The 26,694-nt window shown below is 65.3% G+C and carries 21 protein-coding genes; 7 read left to right on the forward strand and 14 right to left on the reverse strand.

What is annotated here, in order from left to right; all coding sequences use genetic code 11:
• Nucleotides 1–2 precede the first annotated feature (2 nt).
• The 3 genes from H0A72_RS01305 to H0A72_RS01315 all read right to left on the reverse strand — a co-directional run bounded on the left by H0A72_RS01305 (nucleotide 3) and on the right by H0A72_RS01315 (nucleotide 2,288).
• Nucleotides 3–245 carry a heavy-metal-associated domain-containing protein gene (locus tag H0A72_RS01305; protein WP_246436989.1) on the reverse strand — a complete coding sequence of 81 codons (243 nt, stop codon included), beginning with the start codon at nucleotides 243–245 and terminating at the stop codon, nucleotides 3–5.
• Nucleotides 246–484: 239 nt separating this feature from the next.
• Complete coding sequence (ssb, locus tag H0A72_RS01310) at nucleotides 485–970, reverse strand: single-stranded DNA-binding protein (RefSeq protein ID WP_180153102.1); 486 nt, start codon at nucleotides 968–970, stop codon at nucleotides 485–487.
• Nucleotides 971–1,079: 109 nt separating this feature from the next.
• Nucleotides 1,080–2,288 (reverse strand): MFS transporter, encoded by a 1,209-nt coding sequence (locus tag H0A72_RS01315; RefSeq protein ID WP_180153104.1) that lies wholly within the window; start codon nucleotides 2,286–2,288, stop codon nucleotides 1,080–1,082.
• A gap of 131 nt (nucleotides 2,289–2,419) precedes the next feature.
• On the opposite strand from H0A72_RS01315, the gene uvrA reads away from it, so the two are divergent.
• Nucleotides 2,420–5,284 (forward strand): excinuclease ABC subunit UvrA, encoded by a 2,865-nt coding sequence (uvrA, locus tag H0A72_RS01320; protein WP_180153106.1) that lies wholly within the window; start codon nucleotides 2,420–2,422, stop codon nucleotides 5,282–5,284.
• A 14-nt stretch (nucleotides 5,285–5,298) separates the two neighbouring features.
• Here uvrA and H0A72_RS01325 read toward each other — a convergent pair whose 3' ends face one another.
• From H0A72_RS01325 to H0A72_RS01335, 3 genes are read right to left on the reverse strand one after another with little or no spacing between them, the layout of a single operon-like run.
• The gene (locus H0A72_RS01325; protein ID WP_180153108.1) at nucleotides 5,299–6,429 is read right to left on the reverse strand and encodes a deoxyguanosinetriphosphate triphosphohydrolase; all 1,131 of its coding nucleotides are present in this window, start codon (nucleotides 6,427–6,429) and stop codon (nucleotides 5,299–5,301) included.
• Between the two features lie 28 nt (nucleotides 6,430–6,457).
• Nucleotides 6,458–7,546: a 3-dehydroquinate synthase gene (aroB, locus tag H0A72_RS01330; protein ID WP_180153110.1), complete on the reverse strand. Its 1,089-nt coding sequence runs from the start codon at nucleotides 7,544–7,546 to the stop codon at nucleotides 6,458–6,460.
• The gene (locus H0A72_RS01335) at nucleotides 7,543–8,151 is read right to left on the reverse strand and encodes a shikimate kinase (RefSeq protein ID WP_180153112.1); all 609 of its coding nucleotides are present in this window, start codon (nucleotides 8,149–8,151) and stop codon (nucleotides 7,543–7,545) included. The genes aroB and H0A72_RS01335 overlap by 4 nt, the downstream gene beginning before the upstream one ends.
• Before the next feature lie 115 nt (nucleotides 8,152–8,266).
• Between H0A72_RS01335 and H0A72_RS01340 the strand changes: the two genes are divergently transcribed.
• The 4 genes from H0A72_RS01340 (at nucleotide 8,267) to H0A72_RS01355 (ending at nucleotide 15,327) form a co-directional block, all read left to right on the forward strand.
• Nucleotides 8,267–10,693 carry a penicillin-binding protein 1A gene (locus tag H0A72_RS01340; RefSeq protein ID WP_180153114.1) on the forward strand — a complete coding sequence of 809 codons (2,427 nt, stop codon included), beginning with the start codon at nucleotides 8,267–8,269 and terminating at the stop codon, nucleotides 10,691–10,693.
• A 69-nt stretch (nucleotides 10,694–10,762) separates the two neighbouring features.
• Complete coding sequence (gene lptM, locus H0A72_RS01345) at nucleotides 10,763–10,963, forward strand: LPS translocon maturation chaperone LptM (RefSeq protein WP_180153116.1); 201 nt, start codon at nucleotides 10,763–10,765, stop codon at nucleotides 10,961–10,963.
• Nucleotides 10,960–12,231, forward strand: coding sequence for a diaminopimelate decarboxylase (gene lysA / locus H0A72_RS01350; RefSeq protein WP_180153118.1), 1,272 nt, complete (start codon nucleotides 10,960–10,962; stop codon nucleotides 12,229–12,231). Before lptM ends, lysA begins: the two co-directional genes overlap by 4 nt.
• 183 nt (nucleotides 12,232–12,414) lie before the next feature.
• Entirely contained in the window at nucleotides 12,415–15,327 is a 2,913-nt protein-coding gene (locus tag H0A72_RS01355) for a putative bifunctional diguanylate cyclase/phosphodiesterase (protein WP_246436990.1), read from the forward strand.
• 15 nt (nucleotides 15,328–15,342) lie between these two features.
• On the opposite strand, the gene H0A72_RS01360 is transcribed toward H0A72_RS01355, so the two are convergent.
• From H0A72_RS01360 to H0A72_RS01375, 4 genes are all read right to left on the reverse strand, one after another.
• Complete coding sequence (locus H0A72_RS01360; RefSeq protein ID WP_180153120.1) at nucleotides 15,343–16,356, reverse strand: GGDEF domain-containing protein; 1,014 nt, start codon at nucleotides 16,354–16,356, stop codon at nucleotides 15,343–15,345.
• Between the two features lie 179 nt (nucleotides 16,357–16,535).
• Complete coding sequence (gene ccsB / locus H0A72_RS01365; protein ID WP_180153122.1) at nucleotides 16,536–17,894, reverse strand: c-type cytochrome biogenesis protein CcsB; 1,359 nt, start codon at nucleotides 17,892–17,894, stop codon at nucleotides 16,536–16,538.
• A gap of 10 nt (nucleotides 17,895–17,904) precedes the next feature.
• On the reverse strand, nucleotides 17,905–19,965 hold the full coding sequence (locus H0A72_RS01370; protein WP_425502529.1) for a cytochrome c biogenesis protein ResB: 2,061 nt from the start codon (nucleotides 19,963–19,965) through the stop codon (nucleotides 17,905–17,907).
• Between the two features lie 84 nt (nucleotides 19,966–20,049).
• Nucleotides 20,050–20,751: a c-type cytochrome gene (locus H0A72_RS01375; protein WP_180153525.1), complete on the reverse strand. Its 702-nt coding sequence runs from the start codon at nucleotides 20,749–20,751 to the stop codon at nucleotides 20,050–20,052.
• A 152-nt stretch (nucleotides 20,752–20,903) separates the two neighbouring features.
• Between H0A72_RS01375 and yihA the strand changes: the two genes are divergently transcribed.
• The gene (yihA, locus tag H0A72_RS01380; RefSeq protein WP_180153124.1) at nucleotides 20,904–21,527 is read left to right on the forward strand and encodes a ribosome biogenesis GTP-binding protein YihA/YsxC; all 624 of its coding nucleotides are present in this window, start codon (nucleotides 20,904–20,906) and stop codon (nucleotides 21,525–21,527) included.
• Entirely contained in the window at nucleotides 21,524–22,540 is a 1,017-nt protein-coding gene (hemB, locus tag H0A72_RS01385) for a porphobilinogen synthase (protein ID WP_180153126.1), read from the forward strand. Before yihA ends, hemB begins: the two co-directional genes overlap by 4 nt.
• A 201-nt stretch (nucleotides 22,541–22,741) precedes the next feature.
• Here hemB and dsbD read toward each other — a convergent pair whose 3' ends face one another.
• The 4 genes from dsbD to H0A72_RS01405 form a co-directional block, all read right to left on the reverse strand.
• Nucleotides 22,742–24,631 carry a protein-disulfide reductase DsbD gene (gene dsbD, locus H0A72_RS01390; protein ID WP_180153127.1) on the reverse strand — a complete coding sequence of 630 codons (1,890 nt, stop codon included), beginning with the start codon at nucleotides 24,629–24,631 and terminating at the stop codon, nucleotides 22,742–22,744.
• 30 nt (nucleotides 24,632–24,661) lie between these two features.
• Entirely contained in the window at nucleotides 24,662–25,060 is a 399-nt protein-coding gene (cutA, locus tag H0A72_RS01395; protein WP_180153129.1) for a divalent-cation tolerance protein CutA, read from the reverse strand.
• An 86-nt stretch (nucleotides 25,061–25,146) separates the two neighbouring features.
• Nucleotides 25,147–25,530 carry a 50S ribosomal protein L17 gene (rplQ, locus tag H0A72_RS01400; protein WP_180153131.1) on the reverse strand — a complete coding sequence of 128 codons (384 nt, stop codon included), beginning with the start codon at nucleotides 25,528–25,530 and terminating at the stop codon, nucleotides 25,147–25,149.
• Between the two features lie 114 nt (nucleotides 25,531–25,644).
• Nucleotides 25,645–26,634: a DNA-directed RNA polymerase subunit alpha gene (locus H0A72_RS01405; protein ID WP_180153133.1), complete on the reverse strand. Its 990-nt coding sequence runs from the start codon at nucleotides 26,632–26,634 to the stop codon at nucleotides 25,645–25,647.
• Between the last annotated feature and the right edge of the window lie 60 nt (nucleotides 26,635–26,694).

The raw sequence follows: 26,694 nt of genomic DNA on the forward strand, positions 1-26,694 counted from the left end.
GTTCAGCCGCCGCAGCCTCCGCAGCAGGCGCCGTCTTCGCCGTGGACTGGCTTGGCGATGGCATAGCCGGCGTCTTCGACCGCCACTTTCAGGCGCTGCGTGGAAACCAGCGCTTCGTCGAAGGTGACGGTGGCTTTGCCGTTCTGGAAGGACACGTCGGCCTGTTCCACGCCTTTGATCGATTTGAGCGCATCGGCGACCTTGATTGCACACTGGTCGCTCTTCAGGCCAGCGAGTTTAAGCATTCCTACCTGCATCTTTCGTCCTTGAATAGGGGATTGGGGGCTGGCGAAGGGGTTTTCGCCATTAAAGAAACATATTAAATGTATCTTTAATGGCGTGCAAGTGCCGGAGTGCACCAATGTTGGTGCAACGCAAGAATGTCCGGTCCGGACATTTCCATTCAGCGTTGACAGTGCAGAAGTGCGCCAGTCGGGCCGTGTTCCACGGCCCGATTGTTGAGATCACGCGGCGAGGGGACCGCCTAGAACGGAATATCGTCGTCCATGTCCGCCAGGTTGGCCGCGGGAGCCGACGGCGCCGCGGGACGGGACTGCTGCGGCGGACGCTGCTGGCGCTGCGGCGCCGGCGCCTGATTGAAGTCGCCGCCGCCCATGCCGACATCGCCGCCTTCGCGCCCGCCCAGCATCTGCATCTGGTCGGCAACGATATCCGTGCTGTAGCGGTCGGCGCCGGTGTCCTTGTCTTGCCACTTGCGCGTCTTCAGACGGCCCTCGACATATACCGAACGGCCCTTCTTGAGATACTCGCCCGCGATTTCGGCCAGGCGGTTGTAGAACACCACGCGATGCCACTCCGTTTCCTCGCGCTTTTCGCCCGTGACCTTGTCCTTCCATTGCGACGTGGTGGCAATGGAAACATTGCAGATGGCGGCGCCGTCAGGGCTGTAGCGCACTTCCGGGTCTCGTCCCAGATTGCCGACGAGAATGACTTTATTGACTGAGGCCATGACTAGTACCCTTAACTTAAAAAATTTCAGACTGACGTCAATTATCGACGAACGGCGGACACCTTGCCAGGGTTTGCCGTAGTTGCACGGCAGCGCGGAATTGTCCGGCTCAGTAGCGGTCCCGGAACCCGCGCGCCGTCAGGAACCACGCAAAACCCATTATCGCCGACAGCAGGAACACCGTGGAAGGACGCCCCAGAGATGTCAGCACGCCGCCGGCCGCGCCGCCCAGGAACACCCCCAGCGACTGGGCCGTATTGTAGAAACCCAGGGCCAGGCCCTTGTATTCCGGCGGCGCGACGCGCGAGACCAGCGACGGCTGCAAGGCCTCCAGGATGTTGAACGCGATGAAGAACCCCACCAGCAGGACGACCACCGCGATGAAGCTCTGGCTGGCCAGCGGCATGACGGCCAGGACGACCACCAGCCCCGCCACCGCGACCTCCAGCGCCACCTTGTGCACCCGGCGCGTTTCCGTATAGAACACGGCCGGCACCATCAGGACGAAAGACAGCAGGATCACGGGCAGGTAGACCTGCCACAGGCTGGCCGCGTCGTATCCGCCCAGCCTGGACAGCATGCCGGGCGCGACGATGAACAGCGCCATCAGGATGAAGTGCAGGCAGAACACGCCGAAATTCAGCCTGAGCAGGTCGGCGTGGGCCAGGACGTCGCGCGGGCGGGCCTGGATGATGGGCGTCTTGGCCGGCGGCACCACGGGCACCACGAAGCTTGCGATCAGCAGGCAGACGAAGCCCAGCAGGCTGATCGCCCAGAACAGGCCCGACAAGCCGAATTCGCCCACCAGGACCGGCGACAGCACCAGCGACACCGCAAACGAAATGCCGATGGAGCCGCCCACCATGGCCATGGCGCGCGTGCGCACCTCGGGGCGGGTGGCGTCGGCCACCCAGGCGGTGATGGCCGCCGATACCGCGCCCAGGCCCTGGATCACGCGGCCGGCGATGATCCAGTCGACGTTTTCGGCGAGCGCGCAGATGACGCCGCCCACGATGAACAGCGCCATGCCGAACACGATCACGGGGCGCCTGCCGTAGCGGTCGGAGGCCATGCCCAGGGGGATCTGCATGAAGGCCTGCGTCAGGCCGTAGGCGCCCAGCGCCAGGCCCACGCGGGTGGCGTCGTCGCCGCCCGGAATGGCCCGCGCCGCCACCGCGAAGATGGGCGTCAGCAGGAACAGGCCCAGCATCCGGGAGGCGAACAGCAGGGCGAGCGTAATGCTGGCGCGCCGTTCGATCGGTGTCAGCTTGAGCCGGGTTTTCGGGGAATGGCTGGGACGGGCGGCGGGAGTGCTCATAAAAATTCGCGAAATGGTTTCCTGGTCTGGCGCCACGACTGCATTGGACCATAGAAGTCGCCGGCACACGGAATCCGGCAGCGCGTTATAGTAACAAGTTGGCCTTTAAAAGACGCAAACCACCCAAGCTTATGGAAGCGATACGCATCCGGGGCGCCCGTACGCACAACCTGAAGAACATTTCGGTGGACCTGCCACGCCATCAGCTCGTCGTCATCACCGGGCTGTCGGGGTCGGGCAAGTCTTCGCTGGCCTTCGATACGCTGTACGCGGAAGGCCAGCGGCGCTACGTCGAAAGCCTGTCGGCCTATGCGCGCCAGTTCCTGCAGCTGATGGACAAGCCGGACGTCGACCTCATCGAAGGCCTGTCGCCCGCGATTTCCATCGAACAGAAGTCCGCCGGCCATAATCCGCGCTCGACCGTGGGCACGATCACCGAAATCCACGACTACCTCCGGCTATTGTACGCGCGCGTCGGCACGCCTTATTGCCCGGAACACGGCCTGCCCCTGCAGGCCCAGAGCGTCAGCCAGATGGTCGACAAGGTGCTCGCCTGGGCGCCCGACACCCGCCTGGCCATCCTGGCCCCGCTTGCCCGGTCGCGCAAAGGCAGCTTCGAGGACGAATGCGCCGCCCTGCAGGCGCAGGGCTTCGTGCGGGTGCGCGTGAACGGCGAAATGATGGCGCTCGACGACCTGGCGCCGCTCAAGAAAACCGGCAAGCACGATTTCGACGTCGTCGTCGACCGCCTGCGCATCAAGCCGGAAAGCCAGCAAAGGCTGGCGGAAAGCTTCGAAACCGCCCTGATGCTGGCCGAGGGCCGGGCCATCGCGCTGAACATGGACACCGGCGAAGAGCATCCCTTCTCCAGCCGCTACGCCTGTCCCGTCTGCCATCACAGCCTGACCGAGCTCGAACCCCGGCTGTTCAGCTTCAACAACCCCGTAGGGGCCTGCCCAAGCTGCGACGGCCTGGGCCAGGTCGACTTCTTCGACCCCAAGCGGGTCGTGGCCTTTCCGGAACTGAGCCTGACCAGCGGCGCGATCGCCGGCTGGGACAAGCGCAACGCGTTCACGCACACCCTGCTGACCAGCCTGGCGGCGCATTACGGCTTCGACATCGATACGCCCTTCGAAGAGCTCTCCCCCGAGGTCCGCGACCGCGTCCTGTTCGGCTCAGGCGACGAGGAGATCCCGTTCTTATACCTGAATGAAAAAGGGCGCAGCTCCGTCAAGAAGCACCCCTTCGAAGGCGTCATCCCCAACCTGGAGCGCCGCTGGCGCGAAACGGATTCCAGCGCCGTGCGCGAAGAACTGGGCAAGTACCGGCACACCAAGGTCTGCCCCGACTGCCATGGGTCGCGCCTGCGCCCCGAGGCCCGGCACGTCCTGATCGGCAACGAAGTGCGCGAGGGGGAACGCCGCGGCTGCGCCATCTACGAGGTCGAGTCGCTGTCGCTGTCCGCCTGCCTGGACTGGTTCCGGGCGCTGGAATTGACCGGCGCGAGAAAGGAAATCGCCGAGCGCATCGTGCGTGAGATCGAAGCCCGGCTGGAGTTCCTGAACAACGTCGGATTGAGCTATTTGTCGCTGGACCGCAGCGCCGACACCATCTCGGGCGGCGAAGCGCAGCGCATACGCCTTGCCAGCCAGATCGGGTCCGGCCTGACCGGCGTGATGTACGTCCTGGACGAGCCGTCGATCGGCCTGCACCAGCGCGACAACGACCGCCTGATCCAGACTCTGCGGCATCTGCGCGACCTGGGCAACAGCGTGATCGTCGTCGAGCACGATGAGGACATGATACGCGCCGCCGATTTCGTGCTGGACATGGGGCCCGGCGCCGGTGAACACGGCGGGCGCATCGTGGCCCAGGGCTCGCCCCGGCAACTGGCCGACGACGAAAACTCCCTGACCGGCCTGTACCTGAGCGGCAAGCGGCGCATCGTGATCCCGGACCGCCGGCCGGTGGCGCCGGACATGCCCTGGCTGAAGCTGACCGGCTGCCGGGGCAACAACCTGAAGAACGTGGACCTGGCCATTCCCGCGGGCCGCCTGGTGTGCGTCACCGGTGTTTCGGGCTCGGGCAAATCCACTCTGATCAACGACACGCTGGCGGCGGCGGTGGCGCAGCAGCTGCACAGGGCTCAAACCGAACCGGCCCCCTTCGACACGCTCGACGGCCTGTCGCAGTTCGACAAGATCATCAACGTCGACCAGAGCCCCATCGGGCGCACGCCGCGCAGCAACCCGGCCACCTACACCGGCATGTTCACGCCCATACGCGAACTGTTCGCGGGCGTGCCCGAAGCGCGGACGCGCGGCTACGATCCCGGGCGCTTCTCCTTCAACGTCAAGGGCGGCCGCTGCGAAGCCTGCCAGGGCGACGGCGTCGTCAAGGTCGAGATGCACTTCCTGCCGGACATGTATGTGCCTTGCGACGTCTGCGCCGGCAAGCGCTACAACCGCGAAACCCTGGAGATCCGCTACCGCGGCAAGAACATCAGCCAAGTCCTGGACCTGACGGTCGAACAGGCGCTGACCTATTTCGAGGCCGTGCCCACCATTGCGCGCAAGCTGCAGACGCTGATCGACGTCGGCCTGTCGTACCTGCGGCTGGGGCAGGCGGCCACGACGCTGTCCGGCGGCGAAGCGCAGCGCGTAAAGCTGTCGCTGGAGCTGTCCAAGCGCAGCACCGGCCGCACGCTCTACATCCTGGACGAACCCACGACCGGCCTGCATTTCCAGGACATCGCCCTGCTGCTGGACGTGCTGCGCAAGCTGGTCGACGGCGGCAACACCGTGGTGATCATCGAACACAATCTGGACGTCATCAAGACCGCGGACTGGGTCATCGACATGGGCCCGGAAGGCGGCAGCGGCGGCGGCCGCATCGTCGCGCAGGGAACGCCCGAAGACATCGCCGCGTGCGCCGAAAGCCATACCGGCGGCTATCTCAGGCCGTTGCTGGGGCCGGGGAAATCGGGCCCGGCCTGAAGGGGCCAACGCGCTCAAGCGTCCATGCGGAAGATCTGGCCGTGCTCGCGCATGGCGTAGCGGTCCGTCATGCCGGCGATGTAGTCGGCGATGGCGCGCGCCTGGGCGTCGGGATCGTCGCGCCGGTGGTCCTTGGCCAGCAGGCGCGGGTCGTTCAGGAAGGCGACGAACAATTCCCTGACGATGCGGCGCGCCTTGCCGGTCATGCGCATGACGCGGTAATGGCGGTACAGGTTCTCGAACAGAAAGCGCTTGAGCGCGTCCGCCTGCCGGCGCATGCCGGCGGAGAACGCCGCCAGCGGCGGGCAGGCGCGGACCGCGTCGGCGCTGTCCGGCTGGTAGCGGCGGATGTTCTCGAGCGTGGTTTCGGTCAGGTCGATCACCAGGGTGTTGATCATCGCCCGGATGATCTCGGCCACCAGGCGCCGCTTCTCCAGCGACGGATACCGGCGCTTCACCTGGGCGTGGTGCGTGGCGAAGATCTCCAGCATCTGCAGCTGATCCACCGTGATCAGCCCCGAGCGCAGGCCGTCGTCGATGTCGTGATTGTTGTAGGCGATTTCGTCCGCCAGGTTGGCGATCTGGGCCTCCAGGGACGGCTGCGTGCGCGCCAGGAAGCGCTCGCCCACGTCGCCCAGCCGCTTGGCGTGCTTGGCCGAGCAATGCTTGAGTATGCCTTCACGCGTCTCGAAGCACAGGTTCAGCCCATTGAAGGCGGCATAGCGCTCTTCGAGCTCGTCGACGACGCGCAGGCTTTGCAGGTTGTGCTCGAACCCGCCCGCCTCCGGCGCGAATTCCAGCATGCAGGCGTTGAGCTCGTCCTGGCCGGCATGCCCGAAAGGCGTGTGGCCCAGGTCGTGGGCCAGCGATATGGCTTCGGTCAGATCTTCGTGCAGGCCCAGATTGCGCGCCAGGCTGCGGGCGATCTGGGCGACCTCGATGCTATGGGTCAGCCGGGTGCGGAAGAGATCGCCTTCGTGGTTGATGAAGACCTGCGTCTTGTATTCCAGCAGGCGAAAGGCATTGCAGTGGATGATGCGGTCGCGGTCGCGCTGGAACTGGTTGCGGCCGGTCGGCGGCGCTTCGTCGTACCGGCGGCCGCGCGTCTGTTCGGCGCGGGAGGCGTAAGGTGCAAGCGGGTTCATCGCCGTTCCCTGGTCGGCACCGGCCGGTCTAGCCCACGGCGGCCGAGGCCGCCCCGGCCAGGACCTGCTTGAGGGCGTCCAGCGGCGCCGGCTCGAAGCAGGCCCGCCCGATTTCCGGCAGCAGGATGAAGCGCAAGGTCCCGCCCTCGGTTTTCTTGTCGACCTGCATCAGGTCTATCCACCGGTCGACGCCCAGGTCGGGCGGCTGGACGGGGCAGCCTATGGCCGCGACCAGGGCGCGCACGCGCCGCGCGCTTTCCGCGGGCAGGCCGTGCGTCAGCACCGACAGTTCGGCCGCCTGCACCATGCCGCAGCCGACGGCTTCCCCGTGCAGCCATTGGCCATACCCGAGCCCCGCCTCGATCGCGTGGCCGAAGGTGTGGCCGAAGTTCAGTATGGCCCGCAAGCCGGACTCGCGTTCGTCCTGCGACACCACCTGGGACTTGAGCTCGCAGGAGCGCCGGATGGCATGGCTGATGGCCTCCGGATCCAGGGCGCGCATTTTCGCGGCATTCCGTTCGCACCAATCGAAGAATTCCGCGTCGATGATCAGGCCGTATTTGACGACTTCCGCCAGGCCCGCGGAAATTTCACGCGGCGGCAGCGTCCGGAGGACGTCGGTGTCGATCTCCACCGCCACCGGCTGATGGAAGGCCCCGATCATGTTCTTGCCCAGGGGGTGGTTGATGGCGGTTTTGCCGCCCACCGAGGAATCCACTTGCGCCAGCAGCGTGGTGGGCACCTGAAGAAACCGTATGCCGCGCATGTAGCTGGCCGCCGCAAAACCGCACATGTCGCCGATGACGCCCCCGCCCAGCGCCACCAGCACGCTCTTGCGGTCGCAGCGGTTGCGCAGCAGGCCGTCGAAAATGAGGTTCAGCGTTTGCCAGTCCTTGTGCGCCTCGCCGTCCGGCAGCGTGATCCTGATGACGGGCTTGCCGCTGCGGGCCAGCGCCTTTTCCACGCGCTCGCCGTACAAGGCGGCGACCGTGGGGTTGGTGACGAGCGCGATGGCGGTGGCGTCGGCGGGGATGCTTTCCGCCAGGCGGTCCAGACGGCCCGGCGCGACGTGGATGGGATACCGCCCCCCCGGCGTATCCACCTGCACTATACTCATGGGTTCACCTCGTGTCGTTGAAGCAAGGGCAACAAGGCGCGCAGCACTTGCGGCACGGGCATGGTGCCGGTTTCGAATGTGATGTGCGCCACGCTTTCGTACAAGGGCTCGCGTTCGGCCAGCAGGCTGCGCAGGCGGGCTTCCGGGTCGGCGGTTTGCAGCAAGGGGCGGTTGCGGTCCCGCGCCACGCGCCGGTAGAGCTCGTCGGCGCTGGCGCGCAGGTACACCACCACGCCCCGTTCCTTCAGGTAGCGGCGGTTTTCGGGGGCCAGCACCGCGCCGCCCCCGGTCGCCAGCACGATGCCGCGCCTTTGCGAGCACTCGTCCAAGGCGGCGGTTTCACGCTTGCGGAACCCTTCCTCGCCCTCGATGTCGAAGATCAGCGCGACCCTGACGCCGCAGCGAGCCTCCAGTTCGTGGTCCAGGTCGACGAAATCGCGCCCCAGAAGGCGCGCCAGCTGGCGCCCGATGGTCGTTTTGCCGGCGCCCATCATGCCGACCAGGAACACGGGCGCATCGTAGGGCAGCGAGGCCTGCGGCGCATCGGGCGGCGAGCCCGGACCGTGCCCGGTTTCGGCGGGCGGTAAAGGTAAAGAATCAATCATTTGTGTATTATCCCACTTGCAAGCCGGATGCACGCCGCTACACTGCATTACTCGGTTACATAAACCTGAAGCGCAAATCATAGTCCCACCCGGCTTGGACTTAAAATCGCACCTAATGAGTTCCTCTGACAAATCCCCCAAAAGCAACTCCGGCGCATCCGGTTGGATAGGCCGCTTCCTGTTCAAGGCGGCCGTCTTCACGGCGGGCCTGGGGCTGTGCGGCGTCCTGCTGGGCTCGCTCGCGCTTGCGCTGGCCTGGCCCAATCTGCCCGACCTCAGCGCCATGATCGACTACCGCCCGCGGGTGCCGTTGCGCATCTATACGGCGGACAAGGTGCTCATTGGGGAGTTCGGCGAAGAACGCCGCAACGTGCTGCGCTTCGACGAAATACCCGACGTCATGAAATCGGCCATTCTATCAGCCGAGGACGACCGCTTTTACCAGCACGGCGGCATAGACTGGACGGGCGTGGCCCGCGCCGTGGTCGCCAACCTGACGCAGCTTTCCAAGTCGCAGGGCGCCAGCACCATCACCATGCAGGTGGCGCGCAACTTCTATCTGTCGTCGGAAAAAACCTATACGCGCAAGTTCTACGAACTGCTGCTCACCTTCAAGATCGAGGCCACGCTGACCAAGAATCAGATCCTCGATCTCTACATGAACCAGATCTACCTGGGCCATCGCGCCTACGGCTTCGCCGCGGCCTCGCGCACCTACTTCGGCAAGCCGCTGGGCGAAGTCACGCCCGCCGAAGCCGCCATGCTGGCGGGCATTCCCAAGGCGCCGTCGCGCTTCAACCCCATCGCCAATTTCGAACGCGCCAAAACGCGGCAGCTCTATGTGTTGAACCGCATGAAGAACCTGGGCTATCTGACCGAAGCGGAATACCAGGAAGCCATCAACCAGAAGATCGTGCTGAAATCCGCGCCCGGCACGCCGGCGGGCGGCTACGCCATCCACGGCGAATACGTGGCGGAACTGGCGCGGCAGCTGCTTTACGGCGTCTACCAGGACAACATCTATTCGCGCGGCTTCAACGTCTACACCACGGTGCACTCGAAAGACCAGGAAGCGGCCTACCAGGCGGTGCGCGAAGGCATACTCGACTACACCCGGCGCGCGCCCTATCCCGGCCCGGAAGAAACGCTCGACCTGCCCGCCGGCATCGAAAAGGATCCGGCGCGGCTCGACGCCCTGCTGGACGGGCTCCAGGAAAAATATCCCGACAACGTCGACGTGCTGACGGCCGTCGTGCTCTCGGCCTCGCCGGAAAAAATCACGGTCGCCCGGTCCTCATCGGAGATCATCGACGTCACCGACAAGGGCGCGCTGCGCATCGTCGCGCGCGGCCTGGCCAAGAACGCCAAGGACAACGTGCGCATACGGCGCGGCTCCGTGGTCTACGTGCACAAGAACGGCGACCACTGGGAAGTCATCAACATGCCGACCGTCCAGGCCGCCTTCGTTTCGCTGCGCGCCCAGGACGGCGCCGTCCAGTCCATGGTGGGCGGCTTCGATTTCGAGGAAGGGAAATTCAATCGCGTCACCCAGGCGTGGCGGCAGCCGGGCTCGGCGTTCAAGCCCTTCATCTATGCCTCCTCGCTGGAACGCGGCCTGACGCCCGCCACGCAGATTTCCGACGAGCCCTTCGTCCTGACCGCGGCCCAGACCGGCTCCAAGGCCTGGGCGCCCAAGAACTATGGCGGCAAGTACGAGCCCATGCTGACCATGCGCGAGGCGCTGTACAAGTCCAAGAACATGGTCTCCATCCGCATCATGCAGGCGGTCGGCCCCAAATACGTGCAAGACTACCTGACACGCTTCGGCTTCGACCGCGAACGCCAGCCCGCGGTGCTGCCGCTGGCGCTGGGCGCGGGCAGCGTCACCCCATTGCAGCTGGCCGGCGCCTACGCCGTCTTCGCCAACGGCGGCTATCGCGTGCCTCCCTACCTGATCGACTATGTCACCGACAGCGCCGGCAAGGTCATCATGCAGTCCAAGCCCGCCGTGGCCGGCGACTCCGCCGCGCGGGCCATCGACCCGCGCACCGTCTACGTCATGAACGACATGATGCGCGGCGTGGCCACGTACGGCACGGGCGCGCGCGTCCACCGCGAACTCAAGCGCAACGACATCGGCGGCAAGACCGGCACCACCAACGACTCCCACGACGCCTGGTTCGCCGGCTTCACGCCCAAGCTGGTCGGCGTCGCCTGGATGGGCTTCGACCAGCCCCGCTCCCTGGGCTCCACCGAAACCGGCGGCGGCGCGTCGCTGCCCATCTGGCTCAACTACATGCGCCAGGCGCTGAAGAGCCAGCCGCAGATCCCGCCCGGCCCGCTGCCCAGCGGCCTGACCCTGGTCGACGGCGAATACTATTTCTCGGAATTCCCGCCGGGCCAGGCGGTCGCCCGGGTCGGCCTGCCCTCGGCGCAAGACATCCCCGTGGACGGCGGCGGGTCCGACGGCATCGGCAATCTGCTCAATCAACTGACCGGCGGCCGCTCGCAAGGCTTCCCGCAAGAGTCCATTCCGTTCTAACCGGCGGCCCGGCCCATGCGCTATCATTGGCAAGGGCAGCCGCTCATGTTTCACCCACCGGAGCTTCTCATGCAAGCGCCTTACAAACAGACTGCCGTCCATCGGGTTTGGCGCAAGGCCGCCGCCGGCCTGTCCCTGCTCGCCCTGATCGCCGGCTGCGGCTACAAGGGCCCGCTGTACATGCCCCCGCCGCCCGCACCCGACGAATCCCTGGTCGCGCCGCCCACGTCGGGCACCCTTCCCACAACCCCACTCGAAAAGAAAGAATGACCGTAGCTCCGCACTTTCAGCACAAGAACGGCGTCCTGCATGCCGAAGACGTCGCGCTCCCCCTGTTGGCCCAAAAACACGGCACGCCTCTTTACGTCTATTCGCGCCAGGCCCTGCGCGACGCGTGGGAATCCTACCGGTCGGCCATCGGCGACCGGAAAGTGCTGGTCTGCTATGGCATGAAAGCCAATTCGAACCTGGCGGTGCTGCATGAATTCAAGACCCTGGGCGCCGGCTTCGACATCGTGTCGGGGGGCGAGCTGGCCCGCGTGCTGGCCATAGGCGGCGACCCGTCGCGCATCGTGTTCTCGGGCGTGGGCAAGCAGGCCTGGGAAATGAAAGCCGCGCTGGATGCCGGCGTCAAGTGCTTCAACGTCGAATCCGAAGCGGAACTGCTGCAGCTGTCCGCCGTGGCCGATGCCGAAGGCAAGACGGCGCCCATATCGCTGCGGGTCAATCCCGACGTCGACGCCAAGACCCACCCCTACATCTCCACCGGGCTCAAGGACAACAAGTTCGGCATCGCCATCGGCCATGCCCTGACCGTCTATCAGCGCGCCCAGTCGCTGCCCGGCCTGCGCATCGTCGGCGTGGACTGCCACATCGGTTCGCAGATCACGGAAGTCGGTCCCTATCTCGACGCCCTGGACAAGCTCATCAAGCTCATCAAGACCCTGGCGGAACACGGCATACGCCTCGCGCATCTCGACCTGGGCGGCGGCATAGGCATCCGCTACACGGATGAAACCCCCTTGTCGCCCGCGACCCTGCTCGACAACGTGTTCCAGGCCCTGAAGGACAACGGCCTGGAACACCTGGAACTGGTGCTCGAACCCGGGCGCTCGCTGGTGGGCAACGCCGGGGTGCTGCTGACCAAGGTCGAATACCTCAAGCACGGCGAAACCAAGAATTTCGCCATCGTCGACGCGGCCATGAACGACCTCATCCGCCCCACGCTCTACAGCGCCTGGCACGGGGTCGTGCCCGTCGTCCCTCGCGGCGGCGCCGAAGCGCCGCACTACGACGTCGTCGGCCCGGTGTGCGAAAGCGGCGACTGGCTCGCGCGCGACCGCCAGCTGAACATCCAGCAGGGCGACCTGCTGGCGGTCATGTCGGCGGGCGCCTACGCCTTCACCATGGCCAGCCAATACAATACGCGGCCGCGGCCGGCTGAGATCATCGTCGACGGCAAGGCCGACCACGTCGTCCGGCCGCGCGAAAGAATCCAGGACCTTTTCGCCACCGAGACCACGCTGCCAACGGCCTAGGTTCCGCCGGCGCCGAAACACAACGGTTCCATGCAGGCCGGCATGCGATCGATCGCCCTTCCGACGCCGCGGCATAAAGAAATTCAGCCTCCTGCCGTTAAGCAGATGTGGGGCAATCCCTGGCCGTTTTCAAACGAACGGCGGCTGAATCATCGCATAAGAAAAGGGCTGGCCCTATAGATCATGACGGTCTCGACTACAACTCGCAGGAAGCTGGGCAAGAGGGTCGCACACCTCAGAAGCCGCCTGGTTTATTACTTCTCGCTGTATCTGGTTCCTGCGATCATTGTGTTGTGTTCCGTGCTGGCCGTCATGTTCCTTCCGGAACGCTATCCGTCGGCCAACGCTCAGCGGCTCGAGTTCAGGCACGTCCCCGATCCGGCCGCCGCACTGACGCCCGATGACGCGCTGGCGGAGCTGAAAGGCCGCGCGCCGAATCCGGCCCTGCCCGTCGGCTCGCCTGGCTGGCTGCTCATCGGCGCACCCGGCGAGGCCGGCATCACCCACCCCGCGCTGGAAATCCCCACGCGCCTGATCCAGTCCCTGTCCTGCTGGAATGCGCAAGGCATGGAGGCGCTGGGCAGCAGCGCCGAGCCGCGCGGCCCGCAAGGCTCCGTCCGCAACTCCAAGCAAGGCTACTCGGTCGCCCTCGACGGCATCGCCCTGCCGGCCTCGATTCTCTGCCGGGTCACCTTGTCGGAACCCGGCGTGCTTTCCGTCAACCTCTGGAATACGTCCGAGCTGGTCAAGTCCAATCACCGCTATGAGCGCGGCACGGGTCTGCTGGAAGGCGGCCTGCTGACCATGGCGCTTTTCATCGTGGTCATCGCGCTGACGACCAAGACCTGGACCTATCTGCTCCTGGCCGCCTGGCTGGTGGGCAACCTGCGGCTGGGCGCCTACGCCATGGGCTGGGACAACCATTGGCTGGGGCACAGCATTCCCATGGAATGGATGCCCCTCATCCGCCAGGTCACCGTGGCCGCCTATTTCCTGCTGACCTACACCCTGTTCACGCAGTTGTTCCGGAGCGCGCACAACGCCAGCCATCCCCGCCTGCTGCGCGCCGCGCAATGGTCGGGCCTGGTCTTGCTGGCCGGCTCCTTCCTCCTGCCCTACGAATGGTTCGAGCCGCTGATGTGGGCCACTTGCGGCTTCGGCATCCTGATCGCGGCATTCCTGCTGGCGATCAACCTCTACCGCAGCCCGTCCCGGTTCCGGATGTGGCATATCGTGGCCCTGAGCATGGCGCTGTGCGTGATGTTTTCAGGCACGCTCATCGTGCTGTTCGGCCGCACGGAATTCACCGACATCTTCAACGGCGTCGTGGCGCTGCTGCTGTCCAGCGTCACGGTGGCACTGGCGGTGGCGGAACGCATGCGCGAGGACACCCTGGAGCGCATGCGCGCCCAGACGGAGCTGATCAGCAATTATGCGATGACGCCCATGGGCATGTTCACCCTCGACTCCTCCGGCGTCTTCCTGCGGATGACCCACTCCCTGGAGCAGATGCTGGGCATCTCGATGCGCCACAGCCAGGGCGGGCGCTGGACCGACTACTTCGAGCCGCAGGACTGGATCGCCGTCGCCAGCGCCACGAAAGCCGGCCACGAAGTCGAAATCAAGCTGCTGGATTCCGCCGCCCGGCCGGGCCGGCCGCAACACTTCGTCCTGCAGGCGACCCTGTCGGGCGGCCACATCGACGGCTCGCTGCTGGACGTCACGGCACGCACGCAGACCATACAGCGCTTGCGTTCGCTGGCCGACAACGACCCGCTCACCGAGGTGCTGAACCGGCGCGGCATCGAGAAAGCGGTGGGGCAGGCGCTGGACGACGTCGCCAAGGGCGTGCCCTGCTCCCTGGCCTACCTGGACCTGGAACACTTCAAGCGTATCAACGGCCTGTTCGGGCACACGGCGGGCGATGAAGTCCTGAAGCTGGTCTGCGAACGCATCCAGGCCTGCCTGACCGAACAGCAGAAAGTCGGGCGGATCGGCGGCGACGAATTCGTGATCCTGTTTAGCGGGTCCACCGCCGCCGAAGCCAAGGAACTGGCCACCCGGGTCAGCGCCAGCATCAACACGGCAACCTACAACATCGGGGCGCGGGCCTTCCAGATCGCCACCGCCATGGGGGTCGTGGCGCTGCACATGGGCATGACGGTCAAGGACGCCATCTCGGCCGCCGCCCATGCCTGCCGGGACGCCCGCAAGCGCCGCCGGGACGTGATGGTGTACGAGGAGAACTCCCTGGAACTGCAGGAGCACGCGGAAGAGCTCCGACTGTTCGACCAGCTGGAAGGCGGCCATTCGCCGCGCGGCCTGTACCTGGACATGCAGCCCATCATGTCGCTGCACAGCCCCATGGAGTCGCTCAACTTCGAGGCCCTGCTGCGGGTGCGCGACTCCACCGGCTCGCTCATCCCGTCGGGCAAATTCATCGCTTCGGCGGAAGAGAACGGCACCATCACGCTGATCGACAAGTGGGTGTTCACCGCCACGCTGGAGTGGCTGGCCAAGCACGAGAACCGCCTGAAGAACACGCGCTTCGTCAATGTGAACCTCAGCGGCGTTTCCTTGAACGACGAGAAGTTCATCAATTCGCTGTTCAACGTCCTGGAGCGCTACGAGGCCCTGTGCAAGCTGCTCTATGTCGAGATCACCGAAGGCGTCGCCCTGCAGGACCTGGACCGCACGCGGCAGTTCATGCTGCGCCTGCGCCGCATGGGAGCCCATATCGCCCTGGACGACTTCGGCGCCGGCTATTCTTCGTTCTCGTACCTGAAGGAGCTGCCCGCCGACGCCATCAAGATCGACGGCGCCCTGATCAAGGACATGATGGCCCACGAAACCAACAAGGCCATCGTGCGCACCATCAGCGAACTGGCCCGCAACCTGGGCATGAAGAGCATCGCGGAATGGGTGGAGGACTGCGACACGCTGGAAGCCCTGAAGGAAATGGGCATAGACTACGTGCAAGGCTATGCGGTTTCCAAGGCGAAGCCGCCCATCGACATCCTGAACGCCGGCTCGATCCTGGATCTGGTGTCCGATCCGGACACCCGGGCCTTCATCATGCGGCAGAGCCGGGAATAGGCCGGCCGCCTTCGATCAACAGGCCCTGGGCTCGGTCAGCAGGGGGCGGCGGACGCTGCGGGGTACCGCCTTGTTGCGCTTGTAGGCGTACATGCGTTCATCGGCGAGTTCCAGCGCGGCTTCCAGCGTGCCGGCTTCGGACTTCAGCGCCATGCCCAGCGATACGTTGACGTTCACCCGGGCGAGCGCCGATTCGAGCCGGGCGATGAGCAGCTGCGCGATGGCCGGGGTGGTGCTGTAGGTGACCACGCCGAATTCGTCGCCGCCCAGCCTGCCCACGGAGTCGGAACTGCGCAGCGCCGACGATATGGTCTGCGCGGTCAGGCGCAGCAAGTCGTCGCCCGCCGAATGGCCGTGGGTGTCGTTGACGGTCTTGAGGAAATCCAGGTCGAACATGACGATGGCGGCATCGGCGCCGGATTTCATGCATTGGGCTTCGATCTGCTTGAGCCTGCGCATCCACCCCGCCCGGTTCAGCACGCCGGTCAGGGCGTCGATGAAGACATCGCGCTGCATTTCGTTGACCAGTTCGTTGGCCACGACCAGTTCTATGCAAAGATCCAGCGTGAACGCGATGCTGCGGGCGCAGGCCCTGACGCGGCGCCAGTCTTCGTGGGTGGCGCCGTCCACCACCGCCTGCTGGGCGACGCCCAGTATGCAGCCGGTGATTTCCTGGCGCTCGTTGTAGAGGTCGAACTTCAGCAGGCAGTCGCCCGCCTGCACTTCCTGCAGATGACCCGTGAAGAACCGCAGGTGTTCGGCGGGATTCAAGGTGCGCGTAAAAAGATGCGCGAGCGCTTTGGATTCCTGCCAGTTGCCGCCCGACAGGGCGCCAAGGGCGTCGACCGAAGGGTTGCCGAATACGCCGGTGCCCACGGCAAGCGGCTGGGCCCCCAGCGCGCCGGACATGCAGGCCCAACCCTGCACGGGAAGAAATTCATTCAGCAGGCGCAGGCTGGCATCGAGTGCATCGATGATCAGGCTGTCTGCGCGGGCTTGTGTATTCGATGCTTTCGGGGCTGCCAACATGGTTATTGGTTTTTATTGCTGCATATCTGGATAGGCCTTCAGAGCCCGCGCGCTACCATGACATTGTATGTCGGCGAGCATCTATCTGTAAATTCTACAATATCCAGATATATATGCCAGCAAAGAATGAGGGCAGCCGGGCCCCATGCGGAACCCGGCGCCGTCCAGCCCAAGACGGCTTACAGTTCGCCGTAAGAATGCAGCCCGGAAAGAAACATGTTGACGCCCAGGAAGGCGAAGCTGGTGACCAGCAGGCCGGCGAGCGCCCAATAGGCGGCCATGGTGCCGCGCAAGCCCTTCATGAGCCGCATGTGCAGCCAAGCCGCATAGTTCAGCCACACGATGAGGGCCCAGGTTTCCTTGGGGTCCCACTGCCAATAGGTGCCCCAGGCGTCGGCGGCCCACAAGGCCCCGAGTATCGTGGCCACCGTGAAGAACGCAAACCCCACGGCGATGGCGCGGTACATGATGTCGTCCAGGATCTCGAGCGACGGCAGCTTGGCGGCGATGGGGCGGCGGAAGGCCAGAATGATGCCGACGATGATGGCGCCCAGGCCGAAATAAAGCATCCAGGTGGCGGACAGCTTGCCCGAGCTGAACACCAGGGGCTCGGCGCACAGGACGGCGCCCAGCACGAAGAGCGGCGCCAGCTTGCCCAGGGACCGGGTTTCGCCGTGTTCCTTGACCAGGTAGGCGAAGCCGACCATGGCGGCCAGCGAGAAGGTGCCATAGCCGATGAAGTTGGCCGGCACGTGCAGCTTCATCCACCAGCTTTTCAGGGCCGGCACCAGCGGCTGGATCTGGAAGGCGTCGCGGGTGAAGGAATACCACAGCAGGAAGACCACGGCCGAGCTGATGACCATGAGCACGAAACCGCCCAGCGCGCGCGTGGCGTAGCGGCGTTCGTAGTACAGGTAGAACAGCGCGGTGATCAGCGCGAACAAGACGAAGACTTCATAGAGGTTGCTGACGGGAATGTGGCCGATGTCGGGCCCCAGCAGATGCCCTTCGCGCCAGCGCACCAGCATGCCGGTCGTGCCGGCGTAGACGCCGCCCCAGGTCAGCACCGTGCCCAGCCAGGCGGCCGTCCGGCTGAAGAACCCCGCCCAGTAACAGACCGTGGCCAGCACGAACAGCGCGCACATCCAGAGGATGGCCGACTGCGAAGAGAACAGGTATTTCAGGAAGAAGACGCTTTCCGCGCGCGTGATGTCGCCCTGGGCCAGGCCCGCGCCGCCGCTGTACAGCCAGATGGCGAAGAGCGCGCTGGCCCCGCATGCGATCATGATGGTGCGCAGCGGGCGCCATAGCCAGGCCATCCAGCTCAGGCCCGCGACCGCGCCGCAGAGTATGGCCTTCTCGTAGTAGTCCATGTTGGCGCTGTACGCGCTGAGCGCATAAGCCGCAGCGGCGGTAAGCAAGAGGAAAAAGGCGATGTCGGTCCAGTCGGGCTTGCCGCGCCGGCCACGCGAATCGCCGCTTGCCGTCATGGACGGCTGCCAGCCGGCGGCGTTCGATTGGATGATGGTTTCGGACATAGGAACCTCGTTAAGTGGTGAAGCGCTTGAACGACTCTTTGAAACGCTCGAACTCGTGCGTGAAGTCCAGTGTGCGTTTCTGCGAGGTCATGGCGGCCATGACTTCGCTGCCCCGTTCATGCGGCTTGATCCATACCCAGATGCGGCGATCGCGTATGTAAAACATGGAGAACACGCCGATCACCAGAAACAGGCAGCCCAGGTAGACCGTGTTCTTGCCCGGACTGCGCGCCACCTGGAAGACGCTGGCCTCGACCTGCTCGAACGACTTGAGCGTCATGAACACCGGCGCGGGGTAGTCGGGCAGGTTGGCCAGCCCCAGCAGCGCCATCTGCATCCATTGGTCGGCCGCCTTGCCCTGGGGCCCGTCATAGTCGACTGCCGGACGGCCCGAACGTTCGCGCATCACGTTGCGCAATTCGATGAGCGACAGCTGTATCATGGGCACCGCAAAGCCCAGCACGTTTTCACGGTCACGCTCGGGCACATGTTCAATGATACCGTTGAAACCGGCGCGGCGGAATGTGTGCAGGGCGTTTTCGGCGGCCTTCAGCAGCAGGTCTTCGGGCAGCTCGTTGCCGCGGTTCTTCTGCACGAAACGCTGCACCGCCAGGCGCACCATGGCCGGGTCGGCCAATGCCGCGCGCAAGTCCATGAATTCGGTGACGGAATTTTTCTCGTCCACGGGTATGCGGATGTAGCGATACGGCACGGAGGCCGATTCCCGCACGCCGGCCAGGAACACCGGGACGCCGTCGAGCACGATGGGCAGCATGTAGTTGGTGAACTCATGGGCCTGGCCGTCGCTGCCGATGACGCGGTATTGCACACTGGGTCCGACGTTGGTGAGATGTTCGTTGCGCGCCCCGGCCGCGCTGCCGGTGACCGCCGCCACATGCTCGATGATGGCCTTGGGCTGGGGTTCGGCATTGCCGGACAGATCCTCGACGTTGATGACGCGCAGCCCCGAGAATTCGATCTTGAGGGGGATGCCCCGCCCGTCGCCGGCGACCGTCAGTTCGGCGTCTTTGCCCACCACCCCGTCCAGGTCGAAGGGGCGGCTTGCGGCGCCCACCAGCGGATAGCCGACCATCTGCAGCTTGCTGCCGCCGTCGTCGAAGCTGGACTGGTAGACGGTGACGCCCTTGTAGCGCAGCGGCTCGTTGACTTCTATGGTTCGGGAGAACGAAGCGCCGGTGTCGGGATCGGTGACCTCGACCTCGCTCTTGAAGCTGCTGGGCATGCCGGTGGAGTAGTAGTCCACGACGAACTTGTTGAGCTTGAGCGTGAAGGGCAGCGGCTGCACCAGCACGCCGTTCTCGACGCTGATGATGCCGCTGCTGCTGCTGGTGCCCTCCGGGACCAGCATGTTGGCCCGGAAGCTGGGATTCGCAAGGGAGAGCCGCCCGGTCTCGGGGACGTCGGAGATCAGCATGTTTTCGGTGAGCGGAACCTTGCCGCCCAGCCATACTTGCAGGCGCACGGGCAGTTCGCTGTCCAGCAGGCCGCCCACGCAGACCACGACGATGGCCGCATGGGCGAAGATGTACCCCAGCCGGTTGGCGCCGCCCTTCTTGGCCGCCAGCATGACGCCGTCGCCGTCATGGCGCAGCTTGTATTTGTAGCCCTGGCCCCGCATCCATTCCTGCACGGCCTCCAGGGTGTCCTGCGCCGGCAGGGCGGAGACCGCCTCGACCCGGTGATGAAAGGCGCGCAGGCTGCCGGCGCGCACGTACTCGCGGAACGAGCGCGCGTCCTTGATCATCTTGGGCGCATTGCGCAGCAGGCAGATGGTGGTGGACACGACGAGGAAGCCCATGACCACCAGGAACCACCAGCTGTTGTAGATGTGCCAGATGGAAAACTTGTCGAACAGGGCGAACCAGAAGGGGCCGAAGCGGTCGATGTAGGCGTTGGCCGACTGGTTCTGCTGCAGCACCGTGCCGATGAGACTGGCTACACAGATGAACACCAGCAGGCTGACGGCGAAGCGCATCGAGCCGAGCAGTTCGAAGATGTCCGCGCCAAGGCGGCGCCTGGAGATGGCAGTGTTCACGGATGCAGTGTTCATGAAAAAGAGGGGACGCCGAATGAGCCTCCCCTCTTATTTTAGACCGGTTGCGGAAAGATGCCGCAACGGCGAGACGATGATGTTTTAACGCAGGCCGGCGGCGTAGTCGGCCACCGCGGCGATGTCCGCATCGGACATGCGGTCGGCGATATCGTGCATGATGGTGTTGTTGGCGCGGTCTCCGCTGCGGAACAGCTTGAGCTGTTCGGCGATGTAGGCCGGGAACTGGCCCGACAAGCGCGGATAGGCGCCCGGTATGCCCGCGCCGTTGGGCGAGTGGCAGCCCGCACAGGCCGGCACCTTGCGGTCGGGCAGGCCGCCGCGCCAGATGTGCTGGCCGCGTTCCATGGTGGCTTCATTGGTGGCGTTGGCGGCGGTTTCGGGCTTGAGCTGTTGCGTGGCCAGGTATAGCGCGACGTTCTGGCGGTCTTCGGCCGTGAGGGCGGTTGCGAACGCGGTCATGACGGAATTGGCGCCGCCGGGGCCGCGGCGCGCGGGCGGGGTCTTGTCGTCTTTGGGGGTGAAGTCGATCAGTTGCTTGACGATGTATTCATGAGGCTGGCCCGACAGGTTCGGGTTGGCCGGAATGGTGCTGTTGCCGGCTTCGCCGTGGCAGCTGGCACAGGCCAGGATTCCGCGGGCGAGATCACCGTTGAGATAGAGTTGTTCACCCTTGGCGGCATCGGGCTTGGCGCCTGCCGCGTCGGCGGCATGGACAAGTGAAACTACGGAGGAGCCCAGCAGCACGCCGCTGGCAACTACGATTCTGGAAAGCACACGCTTCATGAAGACCTCGACGATCGCTATTCGATCCGGTGCCGTAGACACCATGATGACAATGCCACTTCCATGCAAAGAATCCCGAAATGGAAATGACGCAACTGTTTCAAACCTGCGATTATACAATAGCGCATAAATTAACCGATCTAGGCAGACCCGTGTCCATTTTGCATCGCGCCGTTTTCACCACCTCCGCCGCCCGGCTGGATCAACTGCCGGCCCCCACCACGGCGGAAGTCTGTTTCGTCGGCCGGTCCAATTCGGGCAAGTCCTCGGCCATCAACGCGCTGACCAATCAGCGCCGGCTGGCCTTTTCCAGCAAAACGCCCGGCCGCACGCGGCTGATCAACATGTTCGGCATACCCGATCCGGTCGAGCCGGGCGCCTTCCTGGGCTTTCTGGTGGACCTGCCCGGCTACGGCTACGCGTCGGTCGCCCAGCAGGCCCGGGAAGAATGGGCCGACGTCCTGGGCGCCTACCTGCGCGAACGCAGCTCGCTCGCCGGCATCGTCCTGCTCATCGACATACGCCGCGGGGTCACTGAACTCGATCGCCGCCTGGCCGACTGGGTCGCGCCCACCCGCATTCCGGTGCTGGCGCTGCTCACCAAGGCCGACAAGCTGCCTTACGGGCAACGGGTGCGCGCCGCCGCCTCGGTCAAGAAGGAACTCGCCGATCTCGGCGCGCTCACCGCGCTGCCGTTTTCGGCCACCCACCGCATTGGCCTCGAAGAAGCCGGTGCCCACATCGAAAACTGGATCTCTCCCAAGGTCGTGCCATGACATCTTTCATTCTTCCCCCCGACTTTCCCGCCGCCCGCCCGCGCCGCAACCGCCGCGATGAATTCTCGCGCCGCCTGGTCCGCGAAAACGTGCTCACCACGAACGACCTGATCTACCCCGTGTTCGTGCGCGAAGGCGAAGGCGTGCGGGAGCCGGTGCCGTCCATGCCGGGCATCGTGCGCTACTCGCCCGACACCCTGCTCGCCGTGGCGCAGGAATGCGTCGAACTGGGCATACCGGTCCTGGCGCTGTTCCCGGTCATCGATCCGCAGCTGAAGACGCCGGACGGCATCGAAGCCGCCAATCCCGACGGCCTGGTGCCGCGCGCCGTGGCCTCCCTGAAGCGGCACTTCCCCGAGCTCGGGGTGCTGACCGACGTCGCGCTGGATCCCTACACCAGCCACGGCCAGGACGGCGTGATCGACGAGAACGGCTATGTGCTGAACGAACCCACGGTCGAGATCCTGACCCGCCAGGCGCTGGTCCAGGCCCAGGCGGGCGTCGACATCGTCGCGCCGTCCGACATGATGGACGGCCGCATCGGCGCCATCCGGCAGGCGCTGGAAGCCGGGCAGCACATCTACACGAGAATCATGGCCTATTCGGCCAAGTACGCCAGCGCCTTCTACGGCCCCTTCCGCGACGCCGTCGGGTCCGCCGGCAACCTGGGCAAATCCAACAAGTTCACCTACCAGATGGACCCGGCGAACCGCAACGAAGCCCTGCGCGAAGTCGCCATGGACATCCGCGAGGGGGCCGACATGGTCATGGTCAAGCCCGGGCTGCCTTACCTGGATATCCTGCGCGACGTCAAAACCGCTTTCGGCATGCCGACCTACGCCTACCAGGTCAGCGGCGAATACGCCATGATCAAGGCGGCGGCCGCCAATGGCTGGCTGGAACACGACAAGGTCATGATGGAATCCCTGATCGCCTTCAAGCGCGCCGGCGGCGACGGCATTCTGACCTACTTCGCGATCGAAGCGGCCAAGCTCATGCGCGCAAGCGCTTGAAGACACCGGTTTTTGGCGCCGGCGGCTTCGCCGCTATGGACTTTCCCGGCAACTACGGTTATGGTGTCGGAGTCTTGGGCGCTGGCAACAGCCGCCCGAGTTTGTTGCGGTAGCATTTGCGCCAGTACAGCCAGTCCTGTACTGGCGTTTTTTCTTGCGCGCCCGCTTGCAGGCGCATCGCCTGCAAGCGGCGGCCCGCCTTCAGCCGCCCAGCGCCCTGGACAGCACCGCCGTGAATTCCCTGGCGTTCTTGAAGCCCACGACCCGCGCATCGGCAAGCTCCGCGCCCTGGCGGTCGAAGAAGATGATGCCCGGCGGGCCGAACAGCCGGAAGCGCTTGAGCAGCTCCCGGTCCTCGGGCGTATTCCGGGTGACGTCCGCCTGCACCAGCACGAAGCGCTCCATCAAGGCGGCGACGCCCGGGTCGCTGAACGTGAATTTTTCCATTTCTATGCAGGAGACGCACCAGTCGGCGTAGAAATCCAGCATCACGGGCTTGCCGGCATTAGCCAGGATACTGTCGAGTTCCCGCAGCGAAGACACTCGCGTGAACGCCGGCGGCGCGGCTTGCGCGCCGGATCCGGCCGCAACCCCCGCCGGCGCCGTGAACGGCGCCAGCGGCCGGAACAGTTCGCGCCCGCCGGCCGCCACCCCGACCACCACGGCGGCGGCCCACAGCGCGAGCAGCAGGCCCAGGGCCCTGCCCAGGTGCCGGGCCGGGCCGGCTTCGGCCGCGGCGGCGCTGAAAGCGCCCATCAGGGCCGCCGCCCACAAAGCCAGCAGCGCCCATCCCAGCAGGTATAGCCAGGCAGGCAAAATGGAGTTGACCATCCACCACGCCGTGGCGATCAGCAGGACGCCGAACAAATGCTTGACGCTGTTCATCCAGGGGCCGGCCCTGGGCAGCAGCAGGCCCGACGACGCCCCCACGGCCAGCAGCAACAGCCCTTCGCCCCAGGCCAGCGCGAACAGCGCGGCGCCGCCCAGCACCAGGTCGCCGGTCTGGGAAATGAAGAGCAGCACGCCCGCCAGGGGGGCGGCAATGCAGGGCCCGACGATGAAGGCCGAAATCATGCCCATCAGGAACACGCCGCCATGGCGCCCGCCGGGAATCGCGGACAAGCGGCGGTTCAGGGCCGTCTGCATGCCGGCCGGCACCTGCAGGGTGAAGACGTCGAACATGGCCAGGGCCAGGGCCGTCAGCAACAGGGCGAACAGCGCGAGCACCCAGGGCGTCTGCAGCCAGGCGGCTAGGCTCGCGCCGACCAGCCCGGCCGCGATGCCCAGCGCCGTGTACACCAGCGACATGCCCAGGACGAACACCGCCGCCAGCGACAGCCCTTTCCAGCGGGACGCCGGCCTGGCGCCCGCCGCGTCGCCCGCCAGGATCGCCAGCAGGATGGGCACCATGGGCAGCACGCAGGGCGTGAAAGACAGCAGCAGGCCCAGGAGCAGGCACAGCAGCACCACTTGCAGCCATCCCGCTTGCGCGAGATAGTCGGCGAAGCCCGTGTCCCCCAGCTTCAGGGCGCCCGCCAGCCCCTGCGCCTCGGGCGCGCCGGCAGGCGGGGCAAAGGCGGACGCCGGCAGCTGCGCCACCACCCCGGCGCCTTCGGCCTGGTAGCCGCCCGCGACCGGCGTCAGCGTGAACTCCTGGGTCATGGGCGGATAGCAGAGCCCCGCGTCCGCGCAGCCCTGGCTCGTGACGGCCAGCGTGAAGGGCCGCGCCTCGCCGGGCGCCAAGGGCAGGCTTACCAGCACCTGGCCATAATAGACCTCGAGATCCTGTTCGAAGGTGGGGTCGTACTTGACGATGCCTTGCGGGTAGCGTGGCTGCCCCAGCGACTGGGCGGCGGCCTCGGGCTGGGTGGCAAAGGCGAAGCGCTCGCGGTACATGTAGTACTTGGGCGCGATCCGGAAATGCAGCGCGAGCTCGGTGGGCGATACATTGGCCACCGACAGCACGAAGGCCTTTTCGGGGGGCAGGAAGTCCTCTTCGGCGTGCGCCGCACCGGGCGCCAGAACGGCCAGCACCGGCAACAGCAGCAGCCATGCCAGAAGTAGCGCCAACCGCCGCGGATACTGCAACATTCGACTTTCCTTGTTTGGTTGGGCCCAAACCTAAGCCTGGGGCCCGGGCGCCTGGGCGCGCACCCAGTCCAGATAGCTTCTGGTGCCGCCCACGACCGGCAGCACCAGGACTTCAGGGACTTCGTAGGGGTGCAGCCCCAGCAGACGTTCGACCATGCGCGGCACCTGGGCGCCCGTCGTCTTGATGGTGATCGGGACCTCGTCGGCGCCTTCCAGCGCGCCCTGCCACATATACATGGACAAGCCGGATTGTCCCAAGTTCACGCAGGCGGCGAGTTGTTCTTCGACAAGAATATGTGCGATCCGCTTGGCCAGGAGCATGTCCGGCGCATTGGTGAGCACGACCACGACGTCGTGGCCGGCCAGGGCGGAGAAATCGGCGGCTTGCGGGGCCGGGGTGCCGGCCGAAGGCGATTCGTCGGGGCTCATGCTTCATTCCAGAACAGACCAGGGCTCCGCCATTGTAACCGCCCATAAAAAAACGGGCCTTGCAGGCCCGCTTTCATGCACCGCGCTTATTCGGCGTCGGCGGCTTCGACTTCGGGGCGATCCACCAGCTCCATGAACGCCATGGGGGCGTTGTCGCCTTGGCGGAAGCCCATTTTCAGGACGCGGGTGTAGCCGCCATTGCGCTCTTTGTAGCGCGGGCCGATTTCGGCGAACAGCTTGACCACGGCGTCGCGGTCGCGCAGGCGGGCGAAGGCCAGGCGCTTGTTGGCCAGGGTGGGCTCTTTGCCCAGCGTGATCAGCGGTTCGACCACGCGGCGCAATTCCTTGGCCTTGGGCAGGGTGGTCTTGATCGCTTCGTGCGTGATCAGGGAGACGGCCATGTTGCGGAACATGGCAAGGCGATGACTGCTGGTGCGATTCAGCTTACGCAGGCCACTACGGTGACGCATGATGATTTCCTTTGAATCTGATTGAACGGATATTTTTCCGTCGGTTGACCGGATCTTCTATCAGCCAGGCTGCGGTCCGGTGAGGCGGGACTTTACCACAAAAAAAAACATGGATCAGGGGCGTTCCAGGCCCAGCGGCGGCCAGTTCTCGAGCTTCATGCCCAGAGTCAGGCCGCGCGCGGCAAGGACTTCCTTGATTTCGTTGAGCGACTTGCGGCCCAGGTTCGGGGTCTTGAGCAGCTCGTTCTCGGTGCGCTGGATCAAATCGCCGATGTAGTAGATGTTCTCGGCTTTCAGGCAGTTCGCCGAACGGACGGTGAGCTCCAGGTCGTCGACCGGACGCAGCAGGACCGGATCGATCTGGGGCGTGCCGCGCGACGGGACGCTGTCGTAGGAATCGCCGGCGCCTTCGAGCGCGGCGAACACCGAGATCTGGTCCATCAGGATGCGTGCCGATTGACGCACGGCTTCCTCGGGGGAGATGACGCCGTTGGTCTGGATGTCGAGAACCAGCTTGTCCAGGTCGGTGCGCTGTTCGACGCGGGCGCTTTCGACCGCATAGCTGACGCGGCGGACCGGGCTGTACGAGGCATCGAGCAGAATGCGGCCGATGGTGTGCGTGCGATCGTCGGACAGGGCGCGCACGTTGCCGGGCACATACCCGCGCCCCTGTTCCACCTTGATCTGCATTTCCAGCTTGCCGGCTTCGGTCAGCGTGGCGATCACGTGGTCGGGGTTGATGATTTCCACGTCGTGAGGCAGTTCGATGTCGCTGGCCACCACCACGCCGGGACCTTGCTTGCGCAGGACGAGCGTGACTTCTTCGCGGTTGTGCAGCTTGAACACCACCCCTTTCAGGTTCAGCAGGATGTCCACCACGTCTTCGCGCACACCGGCGATCGTGGAGTATTCATGCACGACACCGGTCATCTGGACTTCGGTGGGCGCATAGCCGGTCATGGAGGACAGCAGGATGCGGCGCAGGGCGTTGCCCAGCGTGTGGCCGTAACCGCGTTCGAAGGGCTCCATGATGACCTTGGCGTGATTCTTGCCAACGGGCTCGACTTCGATGGAACGGGGTTTCAGAAAACCTTGAGACGACATGGATGTGTTCCTTTTCAATACCCTCGGCTCGTTACACCGATAAGGCTGACGGACAGACCG

Origin of the sequence: Parapusillimonas granuli (genome assembly GCF_013416525.1) — a bacterium.
Taxonomy (GTDB): Bacteria; Pseudomonadota; Gammaproteobacteria; order Burkholderiales; family Burkholderiaceae_B; genus Parapusillimonas; species Parapusillimonas granuli.

Bases quoted from the DNA above. Each gene is read 5' to 3' on its own strand.
- H0A72_RS01325 (WP_180153108.1), bottom strand. From the start codon at position 6,429: ATGAACCCGCTTGCACCTTACGCCTCCCGCGCCGAACAGACGCGCGGC.
- H0A72_RS01305 (WP_246436989.1), bottom strand. From the start codon at position 245: ATGCTTAAACTCGCTGGCCTGAAGAGCGACCAGTGTGCAATCAAGGTC.
- aroB (WP_180153110.1), bottom strand. From the start codon at position 7,546: ATGAGTATAGTGCAGGTGGATACGCCGGGGGGGCGGTATCCCATCCAC.
- H0A72_RS01375 (WP_180153525.1), bottom strand. From the start codon at position 20,751: ATGAAGCGTGTGCTTTCCAGAATCGTAGTTGCCAGCGGCGTGCTGCTG.
- H0A72_RS01340 (WP_180153114.1), top strand. From the start codon at position 8,267: ATGAGTTCCTCTGACAAATCCCCCAAAAGCAACTCCGGCGCATCCGGT.
- H0A72_RS01335 (WP_180153112.1), bottom strand. From the start codon at position 8,151: ATGATTGATTCTTTACCTTTACCGCCCGCCGAAACCGGGCACGGTCCG.
- dsbD (WP_180153127.1), bottom strand. From the start codon at position 24,631: ATGTTGCAGTATCCGCGGCGGTTGGCGCTACTTCTGGCATGGCTGCTG.
- rplQ (WP_180153131.1), bottom strand. From the start codon at position 25,530: ATGCGTCACCGTAGTGGCCTGCGTAAGCTGAATCGCACCAGCAGTCAT.
- lysA (WP_180153118.1), top strand. From the start codon at position 10,960: ATGACCGTAGCTCCGCACTTTCAGCACAAGAACGGCGTCCTGCATGCC.
- H0A72_RS01405 (WP_180153133.1), bottom strand. From the start codon at position 26,634: ATGTCGTCTCAAGGTTTTCTGAAACCCCGTTCCATCGAAGTCGAGCCC.
- lptM (WP_180153116.1), top strand. From the start codon at position 10,763: ATGCAAGCGCCTTACAAACAGACTGCCGTCCATCGGGTTTGGCGCAAG.
- H0A72_RS01355 (WP_246436990.1), top strand. From the start codon at position 12,415: ATGACGGTCTCGACTACAACTCGCAGGAAGCTGGGCAAGAGGGTCGCA.
- ssb (WP_180153102.1), bottom strand. From the start codon at position 970: ATGGCCTCAGTCAATAAAGTCATTCTCGTCGGCAATCTGGGACGAGAC.
- hemB (WP_180153126.1), top strand. From the start codon at position 21,524: ATGACATCTTTCATTCTTCCCCCCGACTTTCCCGCCGCCCGCCCGCGC.
- H0A72_RS01315 (WP_180153104.1), bottom strand. From the start codon at position 2,288: ATGAGCACTCCCGCCGCCCGTCCCAGCCATTCCCCGAAAACCCGGCTC.
- ccsB (WP_180153122.1), bottom strand. From the start codon at position 17,894: ATGTCCGAAACCATCATCCAATCGAACGCCGCCGGCTGGCAGCCGTCC.
- uvrA (WP_180153106.1), top strand. From the start codon at position 2,420: ATGGAAGCGATACGCATCCGGGGCGCCCGTACGCACAACCTGAAGAAC.
- cutA (WP_180153129.1), bottom strand. From the start codon at position 25,060: ATGAGCCCCGACGAATCGCCTTCGGCCGGCACCCCGGCCCCGCAAGCC.
- H0A72_RS01360 (WP_180153120.1), bottom strand. From the start codon at position 16,356: ATGTTGGCAGCCCCGAAAGCATCGAATACACAAGCCCGCGCAGACAGC.
- H0A72_RS01370 (WP_425502529.1), bottom strand. From the start codon at position 19,965: ATGAACACTGCATCCGTGAACACTGCCATCTCCAGGCGCCGCCTTGGC.